The 21,699-nt window shown below is 72.6% G+C and carries 20 protein-coding genes and 1 pseudogene; 16 read left to right on the forward strand and 5 right to left on the reverse strand.

Features of this window, described 5'->3' with window-relative positions; all coding sequences use genetic code 11:
* Window positions 1-32: 32 nt before the first annotated feature.
* Genes ctaC through ctaF form a run of 3 tightly spaced genes read left to right on the forward strand, consistent with a single transcriptional unit; the run spans window position 33 to window position 3,141 of the window.
* Window positions 33-1,046 (forward strand): aa3-type cytochrome oxidase subunit II, encoded by a 1,014-nt coding sequence (ctaC, locus tag MXD60_RS05385; RefSeq protein ID WP_248817847.1) that lies wholly within the window; start codon window positions 33-35, stop codon window positions 1,044-1,046.
* Window positions 1,043-2,725, forward strand: coding sequence for an aa3-type cytochrome oxidase subunit I (ctaD, locus tag MXD60_RS05390; protein ID WP_518467391.1), 1,683 nt, complete (start codon window positions 1,043-1,045; stop codon window positions 2,723-2,725). The genes ctaC and ctaD overlap by 4 nt, the downstream gene beginning before the upstream one ends.
* A gap of 14 nt (window positions 2,726-2,739) precedes the next feature.
* Window positions 2,740-3,141 (forward strand): aa3-type cytochrome oxidase subunit IV, encoded by a 402-nt coding sequence (ctaF, locus tag MXD60_RS05395; RefSeq protein ID WP_248817848.1) that lies wholly within the window; start codon window positions 2,740-2,742, stop codon window positions 3,139-3,141.
* Between the two features lie 266 nt (window positions 3,142-3,407).
* On the opposite strand, the pseudogene MXD60_RS05400 reads toward ctaF, so the two are convergent.
* The 3 genes and pseudogenes from MXD60_RS05400 to MXD60_RS05410 form a co-directional block, all read right to left on the reverse strand.
* Window positions 3,408-4,004, reverse strand: a pseudogene (locus MXD60_RS05400) (group II truncated hemoglobin); the annotation flags it as partial.
* 374 nt (window positions 4,005-4,378) lie between these two features.
* On the reverse strand, window positions 4,379-5,533 hold the full coding sequence (gene trpD / locus MXD60_RS05405; protein WP_248817906.1) for an anthranilate phosphoribosyltransferase: 1,155 nt from the start codon (window positions 5,531-5,533) through the stop codon (window positions 4,379-4,381).
* 23 nt (window positions 5,534-5,556) lie between these two features.
* A complete protein-coding gene (locus MXD60_RS05410; RefSeq protein ID WP_248817849.1) occupies window positions 5,557-5,985 on the reverse strand; it encodes a response regulator transcription factor in 429 nt (142 codons plus the stop codon).
* Window positions 5,986-6,422: 437 nt separating this feature from the next.
* Between MXD60_RS05410 and MXD60_RS05415 the strand changes: the two genes are divergently transcribed.
* The 8 genes from MXD60_RS05415 (at window position 6,423) to qcrB (ending at window position 13,733) form a co-directional block, all read left to right on the forward strand.
* Window positions 6,423-6,902: a Fur family transcriptional regulator gene (locus tag MXD60_RS05415; RefSeq protein WP_248817850.1), complete on the forward strand. Its 480-nt coding sequence runs from the start codon at window positions 6,423-6,425 to the stop codon at window positions 6,900-6,902.
* The gene (locus tag MXD60_RS05420; protein ID WP_248817851.1) at window positions 6,889-7,329 is read left to right on the forward strand and encodes a rubrerythrin family protein; all 441 of its coding nucleotides are present in this window, start codon (window positions 6,889-6,891) and stop codon (window positions 7,327-7,329) included. The genes MXD60_RS05415 and MXD60_RS05420 overlap by 14 nt, the downstream gene beginning before the upstream one ends.
* Window positions 7,330-7,556: 227 nt before the next feature.
* Window positions 7,557-8,153: a DUF3501 family protein gene (locus MXD60_RS05425; protein ID WP_248817852.1), complete on the forward strand. Its 597-nt coding sequence runs from the start codon at window positions 7,557-7,559 to the stop codon at window positions 8,151-8,153.
* Window positions 8,154-8,265: 112 nt separating this feature from the next.
* Window positions 8,266-8,802, forward strand: a complete 537-nt coding sequence (locus tag MXD60_RS05430; protein ID WP_248817853.1) for an SseB family protein — start codon at window positions 8,266-8,268, stop codon at window positions 8,800-8,802.
* A 365-nt stretch (window positions 8,803-9,167) separates the two neighbouring features.
* Window positions 9,168-9,806: an aa3-type cytochrome oxidase subunit III gene (ctaE, locus tag MXD60_RS05435; RefSeq protein ID WP_248817854.1), complete on the forward strand. Its 639-nt coding sequence runs from the start codon at window positions 9,168-9,170 to the stop codon at window positions 9,804-9,806.
* Between the two features lie 5 nt (window positions 9,807-9,811).
* On the forward strand, window positions 9,812-10,834 hold the full coding sequence (gene qcrC, locus MXD60_RS05440) for a cytochrome bc1 complex diheme cytochrome c subunit (RefSeq protein ID WP_283097842.1): 1,023 nt from the start codon (window positions 9,812-9,814) through the stop codon (window positions 10,832-10,834).
* The gene (gene qcrA / locus MXD60_RS05445; protein WP_248817856.1) at window positions 10,831-12,129 is read left to right on the forward strand and encodes a cytochrome bc1 complex Rieske iron-sulfur subunit; all 1,299 of its coding nucleotides are present in this window, start codon (window positions 10,831-10,833) and stop codon (window positions 12,127-12,129) included. The genes qcrC and qcrA overlap by 4 nt, the downstream gene beginning before the upstream one ends.
* A complete protein-coding gene (gene qcrB / locus MXD60_RS05450) occupies window positions 12,126-13,733 on the forward strand; it encodes a cytochrome bc1 complex cytochrome b subunit (protein WP_248817857.1) in 1,608 nt (535 codons plus the stop codon). The genes qcrA and qcrB overlap by 4 nt, the downstream gene beginning before the upstream one ends.
* A 164-nt stretch (window positions 13,734-13,897) precedes the next feature.
* Here qcrB and MXD60_RS05455 read toward each other — a convergent pair whose 3' ends face one another.
* Window positions 13,898-15,706 carry a DEDD exonuclease domain-containing protein gene (locus tag MXD60_RS05455; protein WP_518467395.1) on the reverse strand — a complete coding sequence of 603 codons (1,809 nt, stop codon included), beginning with the start codon at window positions 15,704-15,706 and terminating at the stop codon, window positions 13,898-13,900.
* Between the two features lie 267 nt (window positions 15,707-15,973).
* Here MXD60_RS05455 and MXD60_RS05460 point away from each other — a divergent pair, with 267 nt between their 5' ends.
* Window positions 15,974-16,387: a VOC family protein gene (locus MXD60_RS05460; protein WP_248817858.1), complete on the forward strand. Its 414-nt coding sequence runs from the start codon at window positions 15,974-15,976 to the stop codon at window positions 16,385-16,387.
* A gap of 44 nt (window positions 16,388-16,431) precedes the next feature.
* Window positions 16,432-16,827, forward strand: a complete 396-nt coding sequence (locus MXD60_RS05465; RefSeq protein WP_248817859.1) for an HIT family protein — start codon at window positions 16,432-16,434, stop codon at window positions 16,825-16,827.
* A 90-nt stretch (window positions 16,828-16,917) separates the two neighbouring features.
* Here MXD60_RS05465 and MXD60_RS05470 read toward each other — a convergent pair whose 3' ends face one another.
* Window positions 16,918-18,162, reverse strand: a complete 1,245-nt coding sequence (locus MXD60_RS05470; RefSeq protein ID WP_248817860.1) for a DUF4352 domain-containing protein — start codon at window positions 18,160-18,162, stop codon at window positions 16,918-16,920.
* Between the two features lie 472 nt (window positions 18,163-18,634).
* On the opposite strand from MXD60_RS05470, the gene MXD60_RS05475 reads away from it, so the two are divergent.
* The 3 genes from MXD60_RS05475 to MXD60_RS05485 all read left to right on the forward strand — a co-directional run bounded on the left by MXD60_RS05475 (window position 18,635) and on the right by MXD60_RS05485 (window position 21,685).
* Window positions 18,635-19,945, forward strand: coding sequence for an NYN domain-containing protein (locus MXD60_RS05475; RefSeq protein WP_248817861.1), 1,311 nt, complete (start codon window positions 18,635-18,637; stop codon window positions 19,943-19,945).
* A 214-nt stretch (window positions 19,946-20,159) separates the two neighbouring features.
* Entirely contained in the window at window positions 20,160-20,489 is a 330-nt protein-coding gene (locus MXD60_RS05480) for a hypothetical protein (RefSeq protein ID WP_248817862.1), read from the forward strand.
* A 53-nt stretch (window positions 20,490-20,542) separates the two neighbouring features.
* Entirely contained in the window at window positions 20,543-21,685 is a 1,143-nt protein-coding gene (locus MXD60_RS05485) for a glycosyltransferase family 4 protein (protein ID WP_248817863.1), read from the forward strand.
* Window positions 21,686-21,699 lie beyond the last annotated feature (14 nt).

Raw genomic sequence — 21,699 nt, forward strand, 5'->3', positions numbered from 1 at the left:
CGCGAGCCGCTAGTCGTGGGAGGCAGGACCTGGTGAGGAGATCCTTCGGTCGGACCCGGCCGTCGGTCGCGGATGTCGAGGACACGCCGAGCACGCCGGCTGACTCCGGCGGTGCGCTCGAGGCCGTGGACGACATGGTCGAGGCTGGCACGGCCCCGACAGCTGGCATGGCCCCGACGGCTGGCACGGCCCGCGCGGCCGACGCACGCGGCGGGCGCCGCGCGCGCCCGCGCCGCCGATCCCTGCGTCTGGTCGGCCCGCTGGCGCTCGTGGGGCTCGGGGCAACGGCCTGTGAGAAGCCAAATTTCGGATATCCCGATGGGGTTACCAACTACTCGCCGCGCCTGCTGAACATCTGGCAGGGCTCGGCAATCGCCGCCCTCGTGGTCGGCGTGATCGTGTGGGGCATGATCCTCTACGCGGTCGTCGCCTTCCGCAAGCGCAGCGACGTACTACCCCGGCAGGTTCGGTACAACCTGCCGGTCGAGATCCTCTACACCGTTGTCCCGGTTGTCATCGTGGGCTCGATGTTCTTCTTCACCGCTCGCGACGAGTCGAAGGTCACGAGACTGTCGGCGCATCCGGACGTGACGGTCGACGTCATCGGATTCCGGTGGAACTGGCAGTTCAAGTACATCGACCCGGGCGACGGGCTCAAGGGCCCGAACCAGATCGAGGTGACCGGGCGTCCCGGTGAGCCGGCAGTGCTGGTCCTTCCGCAGAACCGCTCGATCCGGTTCGTGGAGACCTCCCCGGACGTCATCCACTCCTTCTGGGTGCCGGAGTTCCTCTTCAAGCGGGACGTCGTCCCCGGCCGGGTGAACCAGTTCGAGCTCACCGTCACCAGGACCGGCACGTTCATCGGTCGCTGCGCGGAACTCTGCGGCACGGATCACGACCGGATGAACTTCTACGTGAAGGTCGTGCCGCAGGCCGAGTACGACAAGTTCATCTCGGACCGGCTGAACGCCCCGGTCTCGTCCTCGTCAGCAGCGGCGACCACCACCACTGCCGCTGCCACCGCCAGCACCGGGAGCGGACAGTGACCCTCGTGCACGAGACGGGCGTCGGCCACGCCGAACCCGAAGAGTCCCACCTACCGCGGCAGACGAACCTGTTGGGATACCTGCGGACGACGTCCCACAAGGACATCGCCGTCATGTACTTCCTGACCTCGTTCGGCTTCTTTCTGTTCGCCGGGATCCTGGCCATCATGATGCGGGCGGAGCTCGCCCGGCCGGGGCTGCAGTACTTCTCCAACGAGCAGTACAACCAGCTGTTCACGATGCACGGCACGCTCATGCTGCTGATGTTCGCGACCCCGCTGGCGTTCGCGTTCGCGAACCTGCTCGTGCCGCTGCAGATCGGCGCGCCGGACGTTGCCTTCCCGCGGCTGAACGCGCTGTCGTACTGGCTGTTCCTGTTCGGCAGCCTCACCGTCGTGGCGGGGTTCCTGACCCCGAACGGCGCGGCGTCGTTCGGGTGGTTCGCCTACTCGCCGCTGAACAACGAGGTCTACTCCCCGGGTGCCGGCTCCGACCTGTGGATCGTCGGACTGACGGTCTCGGGTCTCGGCACCATCCTCGGTGGCGTCAACATGATCACGACGATCCTGTGCATGCGCGCCCCCGGCATGACGATGTTCCGGCTGCCGATCTTCTGCTGGAACTTCCTGGTGACGTCGATCCTCGTGCTGATCGCGTTCCCGGTGCTGGCCGCCGCGCTGCTGGCGCTCGAGGCGGACCGCCGCTTCGGCGCGCACGTGTTCGACGCCGCCAACGGCGGGGCGCTGCTGTGGCAGCACCTGTTCTGGTTCTTCGGGCATCCCGAGGTCTACATCCTCGCTCTGCCGTTCTTCGGGATCATCAGCGAGATCCTGCCGGTGTTCTCCCGCAAGCCGCTGTTCGGCTACAAGGGCCTGGTGTTCGCCACCATCGGCATCGGCGCGCTGTCGGTGGCGGTGTGGGCGCACCACATGTTCGTCACCGGCGCGGTGCTGCTGCCGTTCTTCGCGTTCCTGTCGTTCCTCATCGCCGTGCCGACCGGGATGAAGTTCTTCAACTGGATCGGCACGATGTGGCGCGGGCAGCTCACCTTCGAGACGCCGATGCTGTTCGCCCTCGGCTTCCTCGTGACGTTCCTGTTCGGCGGGCTGACGGGGGTGCTGCTGGCCAGCCCGCCGATCGACTTCCACGTCAGCGACAGCTACTTCGTCGTCGCCCACTTCCACTACGTCGTGTTCGGCACGGTGGTGTTCGCCGCCTACGCCGGCACGTACTTCTGGTTCCCCAAGGTCACCGGCCGGATGATGAACGACCGGCTCGGCAAGGTCCACTTCTGGACCATCTTCCTGGGTTTCCACGCGACGTTCCTGGTGCAGCACTGGCTGGGCCTGCGCGGCATGCCGCGGCGCTACGCCGACTACGGCCCGACCGACGGGTTCACGACGCTGAACACGTTCTCGTCAGCCGGCTCGTTCCTGCTCGCCCTGTCGACGCTGCCGTTCCTGTACAACCTGTGGCACTCGTACCGCAAGGGTGCGCTGGCTGTCGTGGACGACCCGTGGGGTTACGGCAACTCGCTGGAGTGGGCGACCTCCTGCCCGCCCCCGCGGCACAACTTCCGGTCACTGCCCCGGATCCGCTCCGAGCGGCCGGCGTTCGACCTGCACTTCCCGGCCACGGTCGGCCGGGTCGACTATCACGCGACACCTGAGATCGGTTAGGGGGCGGCGATCGTATGAAGGTGGAAGGCATCATCTTCAGCTTCTTCGGCCTCTTCGCCGGGGTGACGGCGCTGGTCTACTGGTTCTGGGCCAAGGACCCGACCGGCACGGCGGCGCTCACGCTCACCACCGGCCTGGGCCTGCTCGTCGGCGGCTACCTCATCTTCACCGGGCGCCGGATCGGCATGCGGCCGCAGGACCTGCCCGACGCCGAGGTTGCCGACGGCGCCGGCGAGCTGGGGCACTTCACCCCGGGCAGCTACTACCCGTTCTTCATCGGCGCGAGCTCGGTGACGGCGGCGATGGGGCTCGTCTTCGGGATCTGGCTGCTGATCCTCGGCATCGTGATGGTCGCGGTGTTCGTGACCTGCCTGGTCTTCGAGAACTTCTGGCACCCGCCGGTGCCCGAGGACTGACAGCGATCTGTGACCCAGAGTGGGCCGGTGGCGAACTGCCACCGGCCCACTGTCGTTTTCCCGGCCGCGGTCAGGTCAGCCGGCGGGGGGGAGACCGGCGCGGGCGGCTGGTACGGCGGGGCGACGCCCCAGCCCCAGCGGGGCACCGGGGCCTGGCGCACCGGGTCGGCGTCCGGCTGCGAGTTGGCGCGGGCCAGGAGCGTGCCCCACTCGACGTAGCCGACGAAGGCGGCCCGGAACTCCGGGTCGCCGGGTAGTCCCACCTCGTCGGCGGCGTCCAGCAGCAGGTTCACCCAGCGCCGGCGCTGCACCTCGTTGATCGCCTTGCCCAGGTGCTGGCTGAGCATGTGCGGATAGCCCCCGCGCTCGGCGCTGTACCCGGCGGGGCCGCCGAAGACCTCCGCGAGCCACAGAGCGACGTAGCGCGGGTGTCCCGGGTCCATGCTCCGGAACAGCGGCCCGACCACGTCGTCGCGCAGCACCTTCACGTAGAAGGCCTCGGTGAGGCGCTCGAAGGCACCCTCACCGCCCGCCCACTCGTACAGCGTGGGCACGGAGCCGCCCGCGCCGGCGACGGCGGTGTGCTCGTAGTGCCGCATCTCCTCGATCGCCTCGACGTACGGCCCGATCTGCGCGAAGAACTCCGCGAAGTCGGCGCTGGCGCGGAACCCCTCAAGGTGATCCTTTCGCGACGTCCAGGTGATCCGCAGGACGTAGCAGGCCGGTTCCTCCTCGCAGCGGGCGAGCTCGTAGTCGACGCAGCACGGCGAGCGCGCGAGCGGCCGGGCAGCGCGGCCGTAGGCATCCTCGAACGCGCCGCGCCGCTCCTCGACGATCCGATAGCGGATGTACTCGACGATCATCCGTGCTCCCTGTTCTCGTCGCCGCGCCCTGATCTCGGCGCGCGAGGCGCACCATTATGCGAAACACTGTAATGGTGTAATCAAGGCTTTGCGGGCCTGGTGCAGGGAAGGCCGCAGCCCGCCCGGCCAGCCGGGCGCGGCTCCGCCGGCGGCTGGACGGGGAGGCTACGGCCCGTCGCCTGGTCGGGGCTGGTCACACCCGCCGGCGGACGGTCGCGGAGCGTGACCGTGGTGAGGGCGTCCGCAGGGGAAAGCGGCGACATGGGTCCCTCTGGTCTGATGCCCGCCCGAAATATCGCCCAGCAGGACCCACACTCGCCCCCTCCCACGCAACCCGGTGACGGTGCGTGGGGATGCCGGCGGCGGCTCGCGGGTCAGGCGGCGTTCGCGGCGGCCTGGCTGGCACTCACCCAGTGCTCCAGGGTGGCCCGGGCGGCGCCGGAGTCCAGGGCCGCCGCGGCGTGCGGGAGGGCCGCGGCGATCTGGTCGGTCATCGGCGCGCTGGTCGGGCCGGTGGCGGCGACGAGAGCGGCCGCCGCGGCGAGCAGCACGGCATCCCGGACCGGGCCCGGCTCGCCCGCGAGGACGGCGCGGGCCACCGCGGCGTTGTACGGGGCGTCGGCCCCGCGCAGGGCCGCGACGTCCGGCACGTGGATGTCGACGTCGCGAGGGTCGAACCGCTCCCGCCGCGGCGGGGCGGCGGCTCTGCTGGTCGGCGGACGCCCCGCCGGGGGCCGCGGGGTGCCGGCGGGGTCGCCGGTGATCACCCAGACGGAGGACGTCGTCACGGGGGAGAGCTCGTCAAGCCCGTCATCGCCACGGAAGACCAGCGCGCGGGTGCCGCGGTCGGCCAGCACCTGGGCCACGACCGGCGCGAGGCGGGGGTCGGCGACCCCGATGGCCTGGGCGCCGGGGTTCGCCGGGTTCGTGAGCGGGCCGAGGATGTTGAAGGCCGTCGGGACCCCGATCTCGCTGCGCGGTGCCGCGAGGTGCCGGTACGCCGGGTGGAACACCCGGGCGAAGCAGAAGGTGATGCCCGCGCGGTCCAGGGTCGCCGCGACCCCGCCGGGCGGGAGGTCGACCACGACTCCGAGCTCGGCGAGCAGATCGGCGGAGCCGCAGGACGATGAGGCGGCCCGGTTCCCGTGTTTGATCACGGGCACGCCGGCGCCGGCGACGACGAGCGCCGCCATCGTGGAGATGTTGACCGTGTTGGAGCGGTCGCCGCCGGTCCCGCAGGTGTCGACGGCGCGGGCCCGCAGCTCGTCGGTGACCAGCAGCGGCGCGGCGTGGACGAGCATCCCGTCGATCAGTCCGCCGATCTCGGCAGCCGTCTCGCCCTTGGCCCGCAGGGCCACCGCGAACCCGGCGATCTGCGCCGGGGTGGCCGCGCCAGCCATGATCTCGTTCATCGCCCACGCCGTGCGGGCCTGATCCAGCGCCTCGCCAGCCAGCAGGGTGCCGATCAGCTCCGGCCAGCTCGGTGCCGCCGCGGTGGACGTCGACGTCTTCGCGGCGGCGGTCGGCATGGTCGCCTCGACGGTCACCGGCGTCAGCCGGCGAGCTGGGCGCCGGTGACCGGACGGCGCGCGACCGCCCCGCCGGCCCGGGCCCGCAGCAGGGTCACGACCGCCTCGGTGAGCCGCGCCGGGTCGATCGGGTGGGTGACGACCGCGTCGGCCTGTGACCAGGTGGCCAGCCAGCGGTCGTCCGCGCGGGCGACGAGCAGGACGGTCGGCGGGCAGTCGGCGACCTCGTTCTTCAGCTGCCGGCACAGGCCCATGCCGCCGGTGGGGGCAGCTTCCGCGTCGAACACGCACACGTCGGCCTCGTGGTGGTCGACGACGCTGATCGCCTCGGCCGCGTTGCCGGCCTCGACGAACTCCAACGGGCCCAGGTCCTCGGCGGGCAGCCGGCCGATGGCGGAGATGACGCGCGCGCGCACGTCCGGACGGTCGGCGTAGACGAGGACGGTCTTCATGGCGTCCACCTTCATGACAGGGTGCCCGGCGCGATCCGTCCCGAAGATTACCCGGTCCGGCCCGCACGCGATCCCCGCGCGCCGGGTTCGACGTGCCCGGCGCCGCGGCGGCGAGGGTGGTCTGCACGGCAGCGGGCGTTCCTGACTCTTCCACAGGGTTCCACGCCCGATTTGTCCCTGCGGAAGCCTGCGGAAGAGGCAGGAAGTCGCTCAGCCACGCACGCGCGGCCGGCGGGCGGGGCCGGCGGCCGGGTGGCCGGGCGGCGGAGGGGCCGGGCGGCCGGGTGGCCGGGCGGCGGAGGGGCCGGGCGGCGGAGGGGCCGGGCGGCGGAGGGGCCGGCCGGTGGCGGGTGGCGGGCGGTCCGCGGCGCCCCGTTTGCGGCCGGCGGGGTGGATCCGTGATACTGAGAGTCGTTCTCAATCGACGGGCGTGATCCATGACCGACCAGATCGATCTCCGACTGACCCCGCAGCGGATGGCCGTGCTCGACGTGCTGCGGGATGCCCACGACCATCCCACGGCGGCGGAGGTGTACGAGCGGGTGCGCCGTGTCTCGCCGCGGATCGGCAGCGCTACGGTGTATCGCACCCTCGCGCTGCTGGTGTCGACCGGTCGTGCGTTGGAACTCAGTCTGGGTGACGGCGCTGCGGCGCGTTACGACGCCAACACCAGCCGCCACGACCACGCGGTCTGCGAGGGCTGCGGACGCGCGGTCGACCTTGATCACCCCGTCCCGGACGGGATGGTGGCGGAGATCGCGCGCCGCTCGGGCTTCGCCATCACCGGCTACGACCTGCAGTTCCGGGGTATCTGCCCGGAGTGTCAGGCGCGCGGCTCCGATCCGGCCCGTGTCGCGGGCGGGACCGGCTCACCAGTGCACATCCATTCCGAAGGAGCGCTTCATGCCGAAGCTTGACGGCACCAAGACCCACGAGAACCTCAAGGAGGCGTTCGCCGGCGAGAGCCAGGCGAACCGGCGGTACCTCTACTTCGCGCGCCGGGCCGACATCGAAGGTCTCACCGACGCCTCGTCGCTGTTCCGCGACACCGCGGAGGGCGAGACCGGCCACGCGTTCGGCCACCTGGACTTCCTCGCCGAGGTCGGCGACCCGGCGACCGGCGAGCCGCTCGGCAGCACCGCGAAGAACCTGGCCAGCGCGGTGGCCGGCGAGACCTACGAGTTCACCGCCATGTACCCCGGCTTCGCGAAGACCGCCCGTGAGGAGGGCTTCGAGGAGATCGCGGACTGGTTCTCCACCCTCGCCCGCGCGGAGAAGACCCACGCGGGTCGGTTCAAGAAGGCCCTCGACGCCCTGAACGCCGAGGAGACCGCCGACGCCTGATCGGCCCGCACCGCACGCACCGCATCCGGCGATCGGCTCCCGGCGCCCCGGCGCCAGGGACCGATCGCCGGTCTGTATCTCCCGCTTCGTTCCCTCGGCCCTTGCGGGCGGTCCGGCACTCGTGCCCGCCCGGCCCTCGACAGTTCCGCCCGGCGTCCGGCATCGCGCCGGCTCGGGCGGCGTCCCCCGTTCCCCGGCCCACCCGCGTCCGGACAGGAGGCAGTGCCATGGCGCTGACCGTCGCCGACATCACCACCGATCATCGGGCGTACGCGGAGCATCGACCCGACCTGCGCCGGCAGATGATCCCGGTCCGCGCCGAGCGCAGGGTCCGGGTCGGTGACCTCGTCGTCGCGGAGTTCGAGAACGAGCAGACCCTGCGCTACCAGGTGCAGGAGATGGTCTACACCGAGCGCCTGACGGCCTCCGCGGACGTCGCGCACGAGATCGAGGCCTACTCGCGCCTGCTGCCCGACAGTCATGTGCTCACCGCGACGATCTTCATCGAGCTCGCGGTCCTGGAGACGGTGCGCGACGAGCTCAGCCGCCTCGCCGGCCTGCAGCACAGCGTGTCCCTGGAGATCGGCGGGCAGCGGTCCGCGGGGGTGGAGATCCCCGGCCTCGACGAGGACCCGGACGTGCCCAGCGAAACGGTGTCGGTTCATATGGTTCGCTTCACGCTCAGTGACGAGCTGCGGGACGCCTTCCGCGACCCGGCGGTGCCGGCCGAGCTCGTGATCGATCATCCCGCGTACGGCGATGGCACCCCGCTGGTCGCGGCGACCCGTCGGGCACTGATCGCGGACCTCGCGCTGCGATCCTGACGCCGGCTGGATTCGTCGGGACCGGTCCGTTCGGGAGTGCCCCGGCCCGGGTAGGCGATGGGCTTACGGCACGACACGTCAGCACGCTCGTCCACGTCAAGGGAGTTCACCCATGACCGATGACCAGCTACGTCCCGACCTCGCGTCCGCCGACGCCGCCGCCGTGCCCAACTCCGGCGCCCCGCAGCCCGGCGGCCCGTCCTTCGGTGGCCCGGGTGTCACCTCGTCCTTCGGCTCGCCGGCGGCGCCGGGTCGGCCCACCGAACAGGGCAACGCCGCCCGCGCCGCGCTGCGCCGGCTGGCCGACGGGGAGGACGAGCGCACCGCGCTCAGCGACCTCGCCCTCGCCGACGTCCTGCTGCCCGACCTCGGCAACGAGTTCGACGAGCTGTCCGCGGCCGACAGCGACGTCCTGCAGCTGCCCGTCGCCGAGCGGCAGGACGGCACCCAGTTCGTCCCGACCTTCACCTCCGAGACCCGTCTCGCGGCGGCCCTGCCGGAGGTGGATCGCTACCGCACCGTCCAGATCGCGACGTTGGGGCGGATCTGGCCGTCCGACGATCTGCTGCTCGCCGTGGATCCCGGCTCCGAGGCCGGCATCGCCCTGCCCGCCGACGGGCTGCGTGCCCTCGCGGCGTTGTCCGGCTGACCTGGCCCCAGCGCCCCCGGTCGGAGCGTCCGCGGCGGCCGGGGGCGCGGTCGGTCGTGGGGTGACGCGCCCGGGTCCGGCCGGGCGGGCCCTGCCAACCGGCCCCGCTTCGCCCTGCCAGCCGACCTGGCTCCTGCGGTGGACATGAACCGGGTGAGGCACGCAACATCCGGCGGGATGCCGCCGATCGGTGGGCTTTCTTTCGCCGCCCGCAGGTCCGCCTCGGGACCTGCGGTTTTCGCTGTGCCGCAGCAGTTTGTGCGGGATGTATCGGGGCCTGTGCGGCCCTTCGGGCGCGTCATCGACGAGTCGTAGTCCTACCGAACGTCGAACCTACGGTGGCGCCTGCCGCGTCGCGTGCCAGAATGACCGACGTGGCCTCAGCCCCCGTCCTCGAGAAGGCTCCACCTCCACACCCGACGGCCAACCGTCCCTCGATGGTCTCGGTCGGCACGGTCGTGTGGTTGTCGTCGGAGCTGATGTTCTTCGCGTCCCTGTTCGCGATGTACTTCACGATCCGTTCGGTCAACAGCGGCAACTGGCCGCCTGTGACCGGCGATCCCGCCGGTTCCGAACACGGCCCCGTGGAGCTGCACGTCGGGTACGCGCTGTTCTTCACCGTGATCCTGGTGCTGTCCAGCGTCACCTGTCAGCTCGGGGTGTTCGCCGCGGAACGCGGCGACGTGTTCGGGTTGCGACGCTGGTACCTGATCTCGTTGATCATGGGTGCGATCTTCGTCGGCGGTCAGGCGAACGAGTACTTCGGCGAAAACAAGTTCACCATGGCGTCGCATGCCTACGGGTCGGTGTACTACCTGACCACCGGCTTCCACGGCCTGCATGTCATCGGTGGGCTCATTGCCTTCGTCATGGTGCTGGGCCGGTCGACGTTCGGGCGCTTCACGCCGGAGAAGGCGACATCGGCGATCGTCGTGTCGTACTACTGGCACTTCGTCGACGTCGTCTGGATCGCCCTGTTCGCGACCATCTACCTCCTCCAGTGAGCGACATGACTGAAACCTCGGGCACATCGCCGGACACTCCGCCGGACCCAGCGCCGCGCGCGGTCAGCACGTCCGCCTCGGCCGACACGCCGGCCGCGGCCGACCTGGCCGCCGCCGGAGCGTCGGCCGACGTGGACGCGCCCGCCGGCGCCACCGCGACCGTGGACCCGCCCGCCGGCACCGGGGAGGCGACGGCTGCGGGACCGGCCGTCCGCACCCGGCTGCTGCGGCGGCCCTCCCGCGGGCGAGCCGCCTCCGCGCGGCGGCGACGCCGGTCGTCCGCCCTCGTGCTGCTCCTCGGCCTGCTGTCCACCGGAGTCCTGTGGTCGGTGCTGGCGCCCAGCGGCAGCGCCGCCCAGACGTCGGACGCCAACGAGGCGGTCCGCCAGGGCCGGGCGCTCTACGCCCAGGGCTGCTCCACCTGCCACGGCCTGGGCGCACAGGGCTCGAACACCGGCCCCAGCCTCATCGGCGTGGGCGCCGCGGCGGTCGACTTCCAGGTCTCCACCGGCCGTATGCCGCTCGCGGCGCCGGCCGCGCAGGCGGACCGCAAGCCGGCGCTGTACTCGCAGACGCAGATCGACCAGCTCGCCGCGTACATCGACAGCCTCGGTGGTGGGCCGGCCGTTCCCAAGGTCACCGACACCGCGCTCGATGACGCCGACCTGTCCCACGGCGGGGAGCTCTACCGTGCCAACTGCGCGCAGTGCCACCAGGCCGTCGCGCAGGGCGCCCCACTGACCTACGGTAAGTTCGCGCCCTCGTTGAGCGAGTCCACCCCGACGCAGATCGTCGAGGCCATGCGTACGGGGCCGGAGTCCATGCCGGTCTTCGGTGACCGGCAGATCGACGAGAAGGACGCCGTCGCGGTGGCGGCCTACGTCCAGCACCTGACCAAGACGAAGAGCCCCGGTGGCTTCAGCCTCGGCAAGTACGGCCCGGTGCCGGAAGGACTGCTGGGCCTGCTGGTAGGCGTGGGCGGCCTGCTGGTCGTGTGCCTGTGGATCGGAGCGAGGCAGAAGGTATGAGTGACCAGACGGACCCGGGCGAGCCGGGCCCGGCCGGGGCGGGCGGGGGAGATCAGCCGGCTGGCTCCGCCTCCGAGCGCATGGACTACTTGGGATATCAGGGCGAGCCCGCCGACAAGGCTGACCAGGATTCGATGAGCAGCATCTTCAAGCGCGCCAAGCACCCGGTCGACACCTCGGGTGCGCCGGCCGGCGGCTCGGGCGTCTCGGCCGGCGGCCCGGACGTCGCGGCCGGTACCTCCGACGGTCCGGAGGCGCTCGGTACGCCCCCGCACCAGACCGACTCCTCCCGCATCCCCGAGACCACGGCGATGCGGCCGGCGGGCGGCCATGGCGGCGGGGTCACCCCCCGCCCGCCGCGCGCCGAGGACGTCGACCGCCGCGCCGAGCGGCGCGCGGAGCGGCTGATCGCCTTCTGGTTCATGATCTCGGTGGTCGGCACGGTCGGCTTCGTCATCACGAACTTCGTCGGCGACAAGCACAAGCAGTACTACACGCCGTGCCTCGGCTCGGCTCTCGGCATGGCCGTGGGTGGTCTCGGTATCGGGATGATCCTGTGGGCCAAGCGGCTGATGCCGCACGAGCAGGCCGTGCAGGAGCGGCACGAGTTCACCTCCAGCAAGGAGGAGATCGCGACCACCGAGGCCGAGCTCACCGCCGGCTTCGCCGACACCGGTCTCGCCCGTCTCCCGCTGCTGCGCCGCACCCTGCTGGGCGCCGGCACGGTGCTCGGGGGCCTGGTCGTGGTGCCGCTGCTGAACCTGACCAACGCCAAGCCCGGCAAGAAGCTCGACCACACCTCCTGGGTGAAGGGCGCGCGCCTGGTCACCGAGGACGGCCGTTTCATCAAGCTCGGTGACGTCTCCATCGGCGGCATCGAGACGGTCTTCCCGGCCCTGCCGGTCACCGGCGCGGACGGCACCGTCTCCTACGAGCCCAGGACGGACGTGCAGACCAAGGCGGACAGCACCACGCTGCTCATCCGGCTGCCCCCGGGGATCGACCGGCCGCGCAAGGGCCGGGAGGACTGGTCGATCGACGGCCACGTCGCCTACTCGAAGATCTGCTCGCACGCCGGCTGTCCGGTGAGCCTCTACGAGCAGCAGACCCACCACCTGCTCTGCCCCTGCCACCAGTCGGTCTTCGACGTGCTGGACGGGTGCCGGGCCATCTTCGGGCCGGCGAGCCGCTCGCTGCCCCAGCTGGCCATCGCCGCGGACGCGAACGGCTTCCTCTACGCCCGCAACGGTGACTACGACGAGCCTGTCGGTGCCGCGTTCTGGGAGCGCTCATGACAACCGCACCCCCACCTGAGTTCGTCAAGCGGCCGACCCCGGTCCGCAAGGCGAACCGGGCCATTGACGAGCGGTTCGGCACGCAGGCCGGGCTGCGGCGCAACCTGAACAAGGTCTTCCCCGACCACTGGTCGTTCATGATCGGGGAGATCGCGCTCTACAGCTTCATCGTCCTGCTGCTCACGGGCATCTACCTCACGCTGTTCTTCGACCCGTCGAACACCGAGGTCATCTACAACGGCTCCTACGTGCCCCTCAAGGGCGTGGAGATGAGCCGGGCGTACGCCTCGACGCTGGACATCAGCTTCGACACCCGGGCCGGGCTGGTGTTCCGCCAGATCCACCACTGGGCGGCGCTGGTCTTCGTCGGCTCGATCGTCGTCCACCTGCTGCGGGTGTTCTTCACCGGCGCGTACCGCAAGCCGCGTGAGGTCAACTGGCTCATCGGCGTCGGCCTGCTGGTCCTGGGCATCCTCGAGGGCTTCGCCGGCTACTCCCTGCCGGACGACCTGCTCTCCGGCACCGGCCTGCGGATCGCGGCGTCGATCGCCCAGTCCATCCCGATCATCGGGACGTGGGCGTCGTTCATGCTGTTCAACGGCGAGTTCCCGGGCGCGAACTTCCTGCCCCGGCTCTACGTGATCCACATCCTGCTGGTGCCCGGCATCCTGCTGGCGCTCATCGGGGCGCACATGGGCATCCTCTGGCACCAGAAGCACACGGACTTCCCCGGGCCGGGCAAGACCGAGCACAACGTCGTCGGCCACCGGGTCTTCCCGATCTTCGCGGTGAAGTCCGGCGGGTTCTTCATGATGGTCTTCGCCATGCTGGCCCTGCTCGGTGGCCTGGCGCAGATCAACCCGATCTGGATGTTCGGCCCGTACGACCCGTCCAAGGTCTCCTCGGCGTCCCAGCCCGACTGGTACATCGGCTTCCTGGACGGCTCGACCCGCCTGATGCCGCCGTGGGAGTTCCGCGGCCTCGGTCACACCGTCCCGGCGGTGTTCTGGCCGACGGCGGTGCTGCCCGGCATCCTGTTCACCCTGCTGGCGCTCTACCCGTTCCTGGAAGCCAGGTTCACCGGCGACACCAAGTCGCACAACCTGCTGCAGCGGCCGCGGGACACGCCGGTCAGGACCGCACTGGGTGCGATGTCGATCAGCTTCTACCTGGTCCTGTGGATCTCCGGTGGCAACGACGTCATCGCGAAGACGTTCAGTATCTCGCTGAACGCGATGACCTGGGCGGGCCGCATCGGCCTGATCATCGTGCCGCCGATCGCCTACGCGGTGACGAAGAAGCTCTGCATCGGCCTCCAGGAGAAGGACGCCGAGATCGCCCATCACGGCATCGAGACCGGCATCATCCGCCAGCTGCCCTCGGGTGAGTTCGTGGAGGACCACCGGCCGAAGCCGGAGCTGGTGCCCGACCACCCGCACGTCCCGACCGACCGGTACGCGCTCCCGTCCGCGAACGGGCACGACGACGGCCACGGCAAGGGGCTCGCGCGGCGCGCGGGCAAGGCGGTCAGCGGCTTCTTCGTCGAGGAGAAGGAGCCGGGAACCCCCGGCCACGACACTCCGGCCGGGAGCGAGAAGCACTGACGGTCCCCGCGCACCCCGGGTGCGCGGGAGGAACGTCGTCGGCCACGGGGCCGGTTCGCCGACATCGGCGGGCCGGCCCCGTGGCCTTGCTGCCGGGCCCCAGCTCTGCGCGGCCCCAGCTCTGCCGGGTGTCTGCTCTGCCGGGTGTCTAGCTCTGCCGGGTCTCAGCGCAGCGGTCGGCGCCCGGCGCCCGGGCGGGCGGTCGGGAGGGGCGGCTCGTCCCGGCCGCGGGACAGTTCCGCGCAGCGGCGGGCGGCCCGCGCCGCGCCGGCGGCCGGCCAGCACCACTCGCCGTCGAGGCGCACCAGCCGGACCCCGTTCCCGCCGAGCCAGCTCGCGATCCGCTCCGTCTCCGCGACCGACGCGCAGGGCGCCGGCCCCGGCTGCGGGCTGACCGTCTCGGCGCTGGCCACGGCCGCGTCGACCCACGGCCGCGGATCGACCCCGCGCTCGACCGTCAGTGCGCTGACCAGGCGCCCGCGGCGCACCACGGCCAGGTCCCAGCCGGCGTTCGCGGTCGGCGCGGCGGCGACGAGCTCGGTGATCCGGGTCAGCGCGGCGAGGCGCTGGCCGCGAGCCGCGGCGCGGACGAACGCCACCATCCGATCGCGCTCGAGGGCGGCCTCCTCGTAGCGGCCCTCGCCGGACAGGCGGTCCATCCGGCGGGTGGTGGCGGCGATGACGGGCTCGGGGTCGCCGGTGATGGCTTCCTGGGCGCGCGCCACGTGCCGGGCGTAGGCGGGGACGTCCTCCCGGCCGTCACACGGCGCGCCGCAGCGGCCCAGGTCGGCCAGGGCGCACGCCGGGCGGGTCCGGCGGGGGGACAGCCGGCCCGAGCACTGCCGCAGCGGCACGGCGGCGAGCAGCGCGTCGGCGGCGTCGTCCGCCTCCCGGACGCTGCCGAAGGGACCGAGGTAGGTGGTGTCCTGGCGGGCGTCACGCACCCGCGACAGCCGGGGGAACGGCTCGTCGGTCAGCCGCAGGTACACCGCCCGCTCGGGAAACCGGGACCGGCGGTTGTACGGCGGCTTGTGCTCGGCGATCAGCCGCAGCTCCCGGACCTCCGCTTCGAGGGCGTGCGCGCAGCCGATGGCGTCGACCCGCTCGGCCAGGGCGACCATCTCGGCCATCCGGGTCCGCGGTTCGCTGGCGGTGAAGTAGGTGCGGACCCGGGAGCGGATCGACCGGGAGGTGCCGACGTAGAGGGCGCGGCCGTCCGCGTCCCGGAAGACGTAGACGCCGGGGCCGGTGGGCAGGCCGTCGGCGAGGTGCCGCTTGCGGCGCTGGGCGGGGGACACCCGCGCGCTGTGGTCGTGCAGCTCCTCGAGGGTGTGCACGCCGAGGTTGCCGAGGCGTTCGAACAGGCCGTGCAGCACGTCCACCGTGGCCCGCGCGTCGGAGAGGGCCCGGTGATCGGGCTCGGTCGCGCTGCGGAACAGCCGCGCCAGTGAGCCGAGCCGGCAGTCCGGCGTCTCGTCGCGGCTGATGATCCGCCGGGCGATGCGCAGGGTGTCGAGATGTTCCCAGGCGGGCGGTGGGTAGCCGCAGCGGGCCGCGGCCGCGCGCAGGAAGCCGAGGTCGAACGGCGCGTTGTGGGCGACGAGCACGGCGCCGCGGGCGAACTCCAGGAAGGTGGGGACGACCTCGGCCTCGGCGGGGGCACTCGCCACCATCGCCTCGGTGATCCCGGTGAGCGCGGAGATCATCGGGGGGATGCCGCGGCTCGGCCGGACCAGCGTCGACATCTCCGCGAGCACCTCGCCGCCGCGGACCCGCACCGCGCCGATCTCCGTGATCTCGCTCGTCTCCGCCGACGTGCCGGTGGTCTCCAGGTCGACCACGACGAAGGTCAGGTCGGCCAGCGGCCGGCCGAGGTCGTCCAGACTGGCCTGGCGCGGGCGGCCCAGTTCGCCGAGCGGGGCGGTATCCCGGGCGACGCCCGGGCGGGCGGTGGTGGCGGGGTCTTGGCGCACGCTGTCACCGTAGGCCCGTCCACCGACAGTTTGCGCCGCCCGGTGGGGTCGGCCGGGCGGCCGGTCGCCGGGCCGGCCCCACCGGCGGGACCTATGCCGGTGCGTCCGCTGATGCCCAGAGATGTGGCTAGTTTCGCTTAGTTCCAGGTATGACCGAAAAGTGAGATTAATCGGTATGCATTGATGTCGCGTCGTTGCGAGCCGGAATTACATGTTTCGCCACGCCGGAGACACGCCGTGGCCACTCGGCGCGCCAAATCGCCGCTAATGCGAAATCATGCGCGGGTGGCGTGGTTCGAGACGAACGGGATCCGGGTGGGACGGGTGACAGTGGACTGTGCGAATGTGGAGGTGATGGTGCGTTTCTGGTCCGCCGCGCTGGGTTACGAGGTCGTGCGGCGCGACAAGGAGGCGGCGATCCTGCGCCATCCCGCCGGCGCCGGCCCGAAGCTGCTGCTGCGACCGGGCGCCCGCCGCGGCGGCGGACCGAGCCGGCTGCACCTCGACCTCTACGCGGTCGACGCGGAGCGGGTCGTCGGCTGGCTGTTCACCCTGGGCGCCCGCCGGGTCGGCCCGTACGACGAGGACGGCGAGCGTGGCTACGTGCTTTCCGACCCCGAGGGCAACGAGTTCCGGGTGGCGACGGCGGGCCCGGCGGGTTTCGCCCGGCCGTTCGCCTGACGCCAGGCGCGCCCGGCCCGGTGCGGTCGGTAGGGTCGGGTGCCATGCCGAGCGTCTTCACCCGGATCATCAACGGCGAGCTTCCCGGCCGGATCGTGCACGCCGACGAGCACACCGTCGCGCTGCTCACCATCGCGCCGATCCGCCCTGGCCACACCCTCGTCGTGCCGCGGGTCGAGATCGACCGGTGGCTGGACCTGCCCGACGACGTCCACGCCGCGCTGTGGGCGAGCTCGGCGCTGGTCGGGCGGGCCATCGACCGTGCCTTCGGGCCCCGGCGGGTGGCCGTGATCGTCGCCGGGCTGGAGGTCCCGCACGCGCACGTCCACCTGATTCCGATCGACAGCGAGAAGCAGCTCTCGTTCGAGAACGCCGACCAGGCCCCCGACCCGGCGGCGCTCGACGACGCGGCGGAGCGGATCCGCGCCGCTCTCGCCTGAGCTCAGGCCGGCCCGACCCGGCTGCGGACAGCACGACGGGGTGATCCCGATGTCAGGATCACCCCGTCGGCCGAGCGGATGCGGGATCGGTCAGAGCTGGAACTTCGCGGGGCTGACCGCGAACAGTGGCTCCCAGTTCAGCGTGCCGTGCCCGGCCGGCGCGTTGATGACGATGTTGCCGCGGACCTTCTGGCCCGCCTTCACGGTCGAGGCGGACAGGCGTGGCTCGACGTTGTCGTAGCTGCCGTCGTACCGCGTCCCGTCCGGGGTCTGGATGTAGAAGTCCGACGGCGAGGCGGAGGTGTCACCGCGGCTCACCTCGACCGTCACGTTCAGGATGTAGTAGGCGCCCTGCGTCGGCGGGTCACCGTAGCTGGTGACGGCGCCCGAGGTGGTGCACACGCTGTTGAGGGTCACCTTGGCCTCGAAGTCGCTGACCGAGGAGTTGGCCTCGCCGACGACCGTCCCGGAGCCGCCCAGGCCGGCGGAGCCCGCGGGCGGCGCCTGCGGGGTGACCGCCACGCAGTTGGACACCCCGGCCGGACTCGTCCGGGTCGGGGCGGGCGCGGCCTGAGTCGGGACCGAACCGCCCGGTGTCGGAACGGCCAGGGTCGGAACGGCCAGGGTCGGCGCGGAGACGGTGCCCGAGTCGTCGTTCCCGCCGACGGCGAGCGCGATCACCACCCCGATGACGATCGCGGCGACCACCACCAGCGGCACGATGATGACCAGCGGATTGCGCCGGCGCTGCGGCGGCCCGCCGGGCGGCTGCTGCCAGCCACCCTGGGGCGGATAACCGCCTCCCGGCGGCGGGTAGCCACCCTGCTGGTTCTGCTGGTAGTAGTCCTGGCCGCCTGGATAGCCGGCCGGCGCCTGCTGCTGGTAGCCGGTCCCACCCTGGTAGGGGCCGGTGCCCTGGTAGCCGCCGCCCTGCTGACCCCAGCCCTGCTGTGCCCAGTTCTGCTGGTCCGCGCCGGGCTGGCCCCAGTTCTGCTGCTCGCCGCCGGGCTGGCCCCAGGCCGGCTGGCCGGCGTTGCCCGCCGGCGGCGGCCACGACTGTTCCGTGCCCTGCTGCGGCCCGGTGCCCCACTGCGGCGGGAGCCCGGGGTTGGGCGGCTGTGGCCCGCTCGGCGCGTTGGCGCCACCGGACCAGGCGAGCTGGGTCTTGTCATCGGACTGGTCCGGGCCGCCCCACCCGCCCGCCGGCTCCGGGCCGGAACCGGGTGCGGCGCCTGGCGCGCCGGCGGGCTGCGGCCAGGAGCCGCCCGGCTGGTTCCATGGCTCGCGGTTCCCGTCACCGCCCGGTGGCTGGTGAGGAGGGTTCTGGTCGGTCACGATCGTCCTCTCCGGCGCAACCAGGCCGCGTTCGAATTAAATCGACCATAGGGTACGCGCCACGCAAGGCTACATAAATCAACTTGCACGTGAGACAATGCCCGCCCAGCACGGATCTGCCAGTCGAGGCCGATCGGGAGCCCTCCCGGCGGCCTGCATATGCCTCTTGCCGTGTCGCTAGGCTGTACCTTCAGCGTTCTTCCCCGTCGGCTCCGGAGTCCCGCGTGCCCTGCTGTCTGGCCGGTCGGACGAGCCGCCGCGGCCCGTCTCGTTTCCACCGCTCCGCGGAGACGGACCGATGTGTCCCGACACGGATCCTGCCAGCGTCGACCCGGGGCCGGACGGGCGGGCCGGTGGCGCCGGCGGGATGCCTGTTCGCGCGCGCGCGCCCGGCGACGGTCCGTGGGCATTCGGTCGGATTGTGGAGCCGGATGATTCCGGCTGCGCCGGCGCACCATGCCGGCGGGCTCCGATGAGTGAACCGCTGCCGGCGTCGGTGCGCCACCACGTCGTCGAGATCGCCGCGCTGACCCTGGCCGACCTGCCCGAGTCGGAGGTTCCGCCGTCGCTGGCCGCCGTGCGGCGGTTCAAGGCGTCGCGGCGGGCCAGGCTCGGCGCCGTCCCGCTGGCCGCCGCCGTCGACAGCGAGGCGTTCCGCGGCCGGGTCGCCGCCTGGATCCGGCTGCACCACCCGGAGCTGGCCGAGGCCGTGGAGTCGCCCGGCGGACCGCCGCCCGCGGCGCCACCGGAGAAGATCGCCGCCGTCGCCTACCTGCTGCGGGCCCCGGCCTGGCCGGACCTGCTGGCCACGGCCGCCGCGTCGAGCGCGGAGGCGGCCGTCCGCAGCCGCGTCGACGAGGCCGAGGGGACGATCCGCCGGCTCACCGACCAGCTCAAGGCCAACCAGCGCGGCGCCGCCGACGAACAGGAGCAGCTGCGGACCCGCCTGAGCGTGACGCGCGCCGAGGCGGACGACGCCCGCCGCCGGCTGCGCTCCTGTACCGAGCGCATCCGACAGGCGGAGGCGTCGGCCCGTGAGTCGGTCGCCGCGGCCGAAGCCGCGCGGGACACCGCCGTCGCGGCCGGGCGGGAGGCCGAGTCGGAGGTGCGCCGGCTACGGGCCCGGATCGCGGAGCTGGAGAAGACGCTGGCCGGCGCCCGCCGCGACACCCGCGGTTCGCGCAGCGTCGACGACGCCCGGATGCGGGTGCTGCTCGACACCCTGATCGCCTCGGCCAACGGGGTGCGCCGTGAGCTGGACCTGCCCACGATGGTGAGCCGGCCGGCCGACCTGCTCGCCCGGGGCGGCGACGGCCCGAGCAGTACCCCGCACGCGTTCGCCGGCGCCCTCGGGCGGCCCAACGATGATCCGACCCTCATCGACGAGGTGCTGGCCGTGCCCGGCGTGCACCTGATCATCGACGGTTACAACGTGACCAAGCGGGGCTACGGGCGGCTCACCCTGCAGGCACAGCGGGAGCGGCTGCTGTCCGGGGTCGGCGCGCTCGCCGGGCGCCATCCCGAGAGCGAGGTCACCGTCGTGTTCGACGCGACCGCCGTGGTCGCCCGGCCGGTCGGCGTGACGATGCCGCGCGGGTTGCGGGTGCTGTTCAGCCGGGCGGGCCGACTGGCGGACGAGGAGATCGTGCGGTTGGTGGGGATGGAACCCGAGGGCCGCCCCGTGTTCGTCGTGACCTCCGACCGGGAGGTGGCGGACAACAGCGCCGCGAAGGGCGCCCGCGCCGTGCCGTCGGAAGCTCTGCTGGCGCGCCTGGAGCGCTGACGCGGCCGGTCCAGCGCCCCCGTAGCCAGCCGGGCGTCGGGCGTCCGCGGGGTCGTGTTGCGTTGCTGTGGGTCGGTGCGCTGGGTGGCCGTGGCGATCCGCCGCGCCGGCCGCGGAAAATTGTCGGACCCGGGTCCTACCGTTCGGTGACGAAGGGATGTCGGTGCGCGGGCGCCGCTGCCGCCGCCGGTCGGATCACGGGAAGGTGGGACCGATGTTGATCGACTGCGATTCCTGCGTCGTCCGCGGTGTCCGGTGCGCCGGTTGTGTCGTCACCGTCATGTTCGCCGATGCCGTCCCGCGTCCCGCGGCCGCGGCGCGCGGTGTGGACGCCTCCGGCGCGCCGGAGGCGGAGCCGCGGTGGGACGCACAGGAACTGTGCGCGCTGGGGGTGTTGGCCGACGCCGGGCTGCTGCCGGCGGTGGGGAACCTGGCCGGCGCCGTGCTCGACCGGGCCGTGCTGGACGGCACCGTGCTGGACGGCACCGTGCTGGGCCCGGTCGAGCCGAGGCGGCGGGCACTCCCGCCGCGTCGCGCCGGGTGACCGCCGGGGTGGGCCCGGTTCCGGCCGCGGGAACCGTGCGGGAACATGAGGCCATGCGGGTCCTGGTGGTCACGAACGACTTCCCCCCGCGGCCGGGCGGCATCCAGGCCTACGTGCACAACTTTGCGGCCCGCCTGCCCGCCGACGAGGTCGTCGTCTACGCCCCGGCCTGGTCGGGGGCGGACGCGTTCGACGCCGCCCAGTCGTTCCCGGTGGTGCGCCACGGGTCGTCGCTGATGCTGCCGACGCCGGACGTGCTGCGCCGCGCCCGCGAGGTCGCCCGGTCGGAGGGCTGCGACACGGTGTGGTTCGGGGCCGCCGCCCCGCTGGCGCTGCTTGGCTCCCGGCTGCGCCGGCTCGGCGCGGTGCGCCGGGTGGTGGCGAGCACGCACGGCCACGAGGTCGGCTGGGCGGCGTTGCCGGCCACCCGGCAGGCGCTGCGTCGTATCGGCGCGACCGTCGACGTTGTCACCTACCTCACCGACTACACCCGGGCCCGGATCGGCCCGGCGCTCGGACCTCATCCGGCGCTGGCCCGCCTGCCCAGTGGCGTGGACGCCGAGCTGTTCCGGCCGGGCGAAGGCCGGGAGGAGATCCGCCGCCGCCATGGGCTCGGCGGCCGCCGGGTGGTGGTGTGCGTGAGCCGTCTCGTGCCCCGCAAGGGGCAGGACATGCTGGTGCGTGCCCTGCCGGCGCTGCGTCGGCGGGTGCCGGAGGCCGCGCTGCTGCTCGTCGGTGGCGGGCCGCACCGGGCCAGGCTGGAGCGCCTGGCCCGCGAGGCCAGGGTGGCGGAACACGTGACGTTCACCGGCTCGGTGCCGTGGGCGGAACTGCCCGCCCACTACGCCGCCGGGGACGTGTTCGCGATGCCGTGCAGGTCCCGACTCGGCGGGCTGGAGGTGGAGGGCCTCGGCATCGTCTACCTGGAGGCGTCGGCGGCCGGCCTGCCCGTGGTGGCCGGGCGCAGCGGCGGCGCCCCCGACGCGGTGGTCGACGGCAGCACCGGCCTGGTCGTGGACGGTGCCGACGTCAGCCAGGTGCAGGCCGCGGTCGGGGATCTGCTCGCCGATCCCGGCCGTGCGGCGACGATGGGCGCCGCCGGTCGGGCCTGGGTCGAGCGACGCTGGCGCTGGGACGTCCTCGCCGGCGAGCTGCGCGGCCTGCTCGACGGCGGCGGCGGCGCCGACGCGGTCTAGGCGCCGGCTCGGGC

Origin of the sequence: Frankia sp. AgB32 (assembly GCF_023243045.1) — a bacterium.
Taxonomy (GTDB): Bacteria; Actinomycetota; Actinomycetes; order Frankiales; family Frankiaceae; genus Frankia.